General features: G+C 67.1%; 3 protein-coding genes. 1 reads left to right on the top strand and 2 read right to left on the bottom strand.

Features of this window, described 5'->3' with window-relative positions:
• On the top strand, window positions 1–499 hold a 499-nt coding region (locus tag AC1DOC_RS24060; RefSeq protein WP_478130640.1), incomplete at its 5' end, for a MarR family winged helix-turn-helix transcriptional regulator.
• A gap of 570 nt (window positions 500–1,069) precedes the next feature.
• On the opposite strand, the gene ggt is transcribed toward AC1DOC_RS24060, so the two are convergent.
• Window positions 1,070–2,701, bottom strand: coding sequence for a gamma-glutamyltransferase (ggt, locus tag AC1DOC_RS24055; RefSeq protein ID WP_478130639.1), 1,632 nt, complete (start codon window positions 2,699–2,701; stop codon window positions 1,070–1,072).
• 86 nt (window positions 2,702–2,787) lie between these two features.
• Window positions 2,788–3,758 (bottom strand): Bug family tripartite tricarboxylate transporter substrate binding protein (locus AC1DOC_RS24050; protein ID WP_478130638.1); only part of this gene is annotated, 971 nt, incomplete at its 5' end.

Genomic DNA, 3,758 nt, shown 5'->3' with positions numbered 1-3,758 from the left:
GGACACACCCATCATGAAAACACCCAGGCAAAGGCCCGCCGCTCAAGACGCGGGCGGCCGTGAAGCCGTGGTCCTGGCGCTCGGCGAGCAGCTCAGCGCACTGCTCAGCGCCTCGCGCGCATTGACGATCGAGACGTCCGCGGAATTCCACCCCGACCTGCCATCCGCGGCATTTCACATTGCCCGTTGGCTTCACGCGTTCGGGCCGGCCAAGGCGAGCCGCATTGCCGAAGGCGTGGCGATGGACCGCAGCGCCACGAGCCGGTTGATCTCGAAGCTGGTCGAGCTGGAGTTGGCAGAAGTGAAGCCCGACCCGCTGGACGGTCGCGGCGTGGTCGTGAGCTTGAGCCGCCGCGGCAAGAGCGCGATCAGCCGTGCCGTTCACCGCAAAGGAGATGCACTGCATGCTCGCATCGAGCAGTGGAGCGATGCGGAGGTGAAGCAGCTCGCGTCATTGCTCCGGCGGTTCAACGGCCTGCCGGAGGAGGGCGGGGCTTGAAAGCAGGCTCCAGGCTTTTTCTCGCAGGGCATGCCGCTCAGCGGAGCCTTGCGCTCCGTTTGCCGATTGGCAGGCGCCACAGGTCGTAGCGCTCGTCCCCGCTCTTGACCGAACCCGCAAAGTGGCTGCTCAAGGAACTGGACGTGAAGACCAGGTCGCCGCCCGCAGCGTGCGGCCGTCGGGCGACAGTGCAATGCCGTCTGGGGCCGGCAACCGACCGACGGCAATGGGGCGTTTGCGTGCCTATGGTTATCGTCGGTTGGCCTGCAGTGCCGGGCGAGGGGGCATCCCCGTGTAGGTGCGTGGTCTCAGCGTCCACACCAAAACCGCCACCACCGGGGTCGTGTGGCCCTCATCACCTGTCGCGCGCAAGCCAATACTCAACACGGTGCTCTGCATCATTCCGCTTTTCGATCGCCCGCGCTCCAGACAGCTCACACAACCGCGCAATCAGACTCGACACCTCGTTGACGTGATGGCAGTGCGATACCCCGCCCGGCTTTTCTTGCGCTGGCATCAGCGGCTCTTCAATTCCCTCCAGCGCCCCAACAACAATTCGGACCCAGCCGATCAGCGCGCAGGATCCATGCGCAGCCGGTACGCCACGCCATCGCGGCCGGGGTCGGCGCCGCCGTGCAGGCCATCGGCCTGTACCTGCACGCCGTGCACCCAGCCGATGGTGTAGTTGTATGGGTTGCGGCCAATGGCGTAGCCCTGTGCTTCCAGTGTGCGCGTGGTGGAGCGCGGAATGCGGTTGCACACGTCGATGGCGTTGCTGGTGGACGAGAAGCGCGGCGCCGACACGGCGGCCTGCATTTCCATGCCGTGGTCGATCGCGTTGAGCAGCACCTGCAGCACGCCCATCGCGATCTGCGTGCCGCCCGGTGCGCCGAGCACCACGTCGAGCTCGCCGTCCTTGAAGGTCATGGTGGGGCAGGACGAAGTGAAGCGGCTCTTGCCCGGCTGGATGCTGCCGGCGCGGCCCGGGCGCGGGTCGAACACGCCCATGCAGYCGTTGTAGAGGAAGCCCATGCCCGGGGTGATGATGCCCGAGGGCATGGCGAGCGAGTGGGTCAGGGACACGGCGTTGCCGTCGGCGTCCACCACGCTCAGGTGGGTGGTGTCGCGCGGCACGGGCGCACCGGGGTTCACGCGCTCCACGCTGAAGCGATGGCCTGTGCGGATCTGCTCGGCCACTTCACGGGCCATGTCCTTGGACAGCAACCGGTCCAGGGGCACGTCGAAGAACTTCGGGTCGCCAATGCAGCGGTCCTTGTCGATCGTCGCCTTCTTCATGGCCTCGCACACCGTCTGCAGATAGTCGGGGCTGTTGTGCTCCAGGCTCGCCAGATCGAAGTGCTCGAGGATGTTGAGCATCTCCAGCAGCATGGCGCCGCCGCCCGGGGGCTGGTTGGTCGTGATGGTGCGGTCGCGGTAGTGGCCCACCAGCGGCGCGTTGCGCTGCACCTGGTAGCGGGCCAGATCGTCGAGTGTGATCAGCGCGCCCAGCGACTGCAGGTGCGCCACCATCTTGTGCGCCAGGTCGCCCTGGTAGAACGGGCGCGCGCCTTCCTCGGCGATCTGGCGCAGCACGGCGGCCATGCCTTCGTTGCGCAGCGGTGCACCGATGGGCTTGGGACGGCCGTCGGGGCGGCAGTACAGCTGGCGGCTGTCCTCGCAGTACTGCAGGCGCTCCAGGTTGCCGACGCGGCCCATGCTGGGCTCGTCGATCCAGAAGGCGTGCATGCCGGGGCGCACAAAGTAGCCGTCCGCGGCCCAGCGGATGGCGGGCTCCACCACCTGCCGCCACGGCAAGCGGCCGTGCGCCTGGTGCATGGCCTCCAGGCCCTTGAGCGTGGCCGGCGTGCCGATGGACTGGGGGCCGATGTCGTTGACGCGGCCCTTGAGGATGAAACCGAAGCCGTCCTTGGTCTCGCCCTCCAGCAGGTGCTCCCACATGTCTTCCCTGGCCGCCAGCGGAGCGGGCGAGTGGAAGTCGAAATATTCATGCACCTGGGCGCCGGGCAGGTACACGGCGGCGGTGCCAAAACCTGCGATGCCGCACATCAGCGGATCGACCACCGTCTGCGCCAGCGCGGTGGCCACGGCGGCGTCCACCGCGTTGCCGCCTGCGCGCAGGATGTCGATGCCGGATTCGGCGGCCTCCGGCTGTGGGCAGACCACCATGGCTTCTTTTTTCATGAGGTRTGAGGACGAACCCCTTGCTGCATCGGCGACACAACAAAGGGTGAGGATGGAAGGGGGTGGCGCTTGCGCAAGCCGCCGGCTTACTTGGCGCTGAGGTTCAGGGCCCCGAGTGTGGGACCCCAGGCCTTGGCGTCACGCGCCGCCGTCTCCATGACCAGCGCGGAAGGGCCGGACATGGGGATCACGCCCATGCTCTTGAGCTTGGCCTRCACCTCGGGGCTGTTGTGGAAGGCTGTGGTCGCCTTGTTGAGCTTTTCCACGATGTCGGGCGGCGTGCCGGTGCGCGCCACCACGGCACTCCAGCCCATGTTGTCGAAGCCCTTCACGCCCAGCTCGCCAAGGGTCGGCACATCGGGCAGCTCGGGGGTGCGCTGTGGCGACAACACGGCCAGTGGATTGAGCTTGTGGTTCTTGATGTGGGGCAGGGCCGTGCCATACACCGGTGCCATCACTTCGGTCTGCCCACCGATGGTGGCCAGGATGCCGTCGGCCTCGCCCTTGTAAGGGATGTGGGTCATCGAAATGCCCAGGGCATTGCTCACCAACTCGACCGCCAGATGGGTGGAGTTGCCCAGTCCGGCGGACGCGAAGTTCAGCTTGCCGGGCGCCGCCTTGGCTTTTTCCGTCAGGTCCTTGAGCGTCTTGATGCCCGTGGCCGGGTTGGCCGACAGCACGAACGGCACCGTGGTCAGCATGGTCACGCCCACGAAATCCTTCTCGGGGTTGTAGGGCAGCGGCTTGTAGGTGAACTGGTTGAGCACCATCAGCGACACGCTGCCCAGCAGCAGGGTGTAGCCATCGGCGGGCGCATTCAGCGCGCTTTGCGCGGCAATGAGGCCGCCCGCACCGGGCTTGTTCTCCACCACGATGGTGGCGCCGATGGCCTTGCCTGCGTGTTCGGCCCACAGGCGTGCGATCGTGTCGCTGCTGCCGCCCGGGGCCTGCGATACGACCAGGCGCACGGGCCGGCTGGGGTAGGCGGCTTGCGCGTACACGGTGGTGGCCGTGGCGGCCGCGACCGCGACGCCCATCAGGATCTTGCAGACGTTCG

This window comes from Variovorax sp. 01T439_2, from assembly GCF_056398445.1.
The sequence above is the reverse complement of the archived record's forward strand: the minus strand, read 5'-3'. Positions and strand labels throughout refer to the sequence as shown.